Here is a 1391-nt window from a genome sequence, read left to right as displayed (position 1 = left end):
TGGTCGCCTAACCGGTTACTTCCCCCCCAAAAAACGCCCGATCAGCCTCGTTGCTGATCGGGCGTTTCTATTTCTGCAAGGTGAACGCTATGAACGTTACTCCGTTGCGCAGCACTAGCAAGGCTCGTCCAGCGCTGCGCCTGATCAGCACCAAGGAACTGCCTCGTGAAGATTGGCTGGCGGTGCGCAAGCAAGGCATCGGCAGCTCGGATGCCGGCGCTGCGGTGGGTCTAAATCCCTACAAATCGCAGTTGGAGCTGTGGCTGGAGAAAACCGGTCGAGACACCACACTGCCAAAAGCCGACCCACATGATGAAGAAAGTCCGATGTACTGGGGCAACGTGCTGGAACCAATCGTGGCCTGGCACTACAGCAAGCGTACTAAGAACAAGGTGCGACGGATCAACGCCGTACTGCAGCATCCGAATCCGAATATGTCCTGGATGCTAGCCAACATCGACCGTGAGGTGATCAGCGCGGACGACGTGCAGATCCTCGAATGTAAGACCGCCGGCATAAACGGGGCACGTCTCTGGAAGGAAGGCGTACCCGAGTATGTAGAACTGCAAGTGATGCACCAACTCGCAGTCACCGGCAAGCAGGCAGCAGATGTGGCGGTGCTGCTCGGCGGTCAGCACCTGGAGATCCATCGCATCGAGAGAGATGAGCAGATGATCGCCCGCCTGATCGAACTGGAGCGTAAGTTCTGGACCTACGTGGAAACCGATACCCCGCCGCCAGCCGACGGCAGTGCATCGGCCGAGGCGGCTTTGCGCTGCTTGTACCCGGAGGACAACGGTCAGACCGTCGACTTCAGCGGCGATGCAGGATTGGCGGCGGCTTACTTAGAGCTCAAGGCCGTGCGCCAATCCATCGGCGAGAAGGAAACGCGCGAGGCCCAGCTCAAGCAGATACTGCAGCAGGCCATGGGCGATGCTACCCGAGCGAAATTTAGCAACGGCTATGTCAGTTGGAAAAGATCCAAGGACAGCACCATGGTCGATGTTCAGCAGATGCTCAAGGACAAGCCCTACCTGCAGGCTCGCTACGCCAAGCTCAAGGAAGGCAGTCGCCGCTTCCTGATCGGCTGAATCATCCCCCTCACCCAAGCCACCCGGACTGTTAGGTCCCGGTGGCTTTTTTATTTCCAGATCAAGGAGAACCGCCATGCTCAAAGGCTTAGCCATTACCCCTCCGGTACTCGGGCGTATTTCCATCGGCAAGGTCGTCGAAAAGAACGGCAAGCGTCTGCCGGAGAAAGACGATCAGTTCACCATTACTTCGCAGGTCCAGAGCCGCGACGGCTGGCTACTGCATCCACTCAATGAGGCGCTGCGCAATGGCCAAGACGGCAAGTTGCGCAGCATTCCGATCCGTTTGCTGTTCAACGA

General features: G+C 57.9%; 1 protein-coding gene and 1 pseudogene. Both read left to right on the top strand.

The window, feature by feature from the left end; all coding sequences use genetic code 11:
- The first annotated feature begins 89 nt into the window (after positions 1-89).
- Positions 90-1091, top strand: a complete 1002-nt coding sequence (locus BZ163_RS00035; protein ID WP_128869318.1) for a YqaJ viral recombinase family protein — start codon at positions 90-92, stop codon at positions 1089-1091.
- 76 nt (positions 1092-1167) lie between these two features.
- Positions 1168-1391, top strand: a pseudogene (locus BZ163_RS00030) (hydrolase or metal-binding protein); the annotation flags it as partial.

The organism is Pseudomonas sp. VI4.1 (genome assembly GCF_002029345.1).
Taxonomy (GTDB): domain Bacteria; phylum Pseudomonadota; class Gammaproteobacteria; order Pseudomonadales; family Pseudomonadaceae; genus Aquipseudomonas.
This window is presented reverse-complemented; position numbering and strand designations above follow the sequence as displayed.

What these genes read in the sequence shown, in the direction of transcription:
- BZ163_RS00035 (WP_128869318.1), top strand. Translation starts at nt 90, where the DNA reads ATGAACGTTACTCCGTTGCGCAGCACTAGCAAGGCTCGTCCAGCGCTG.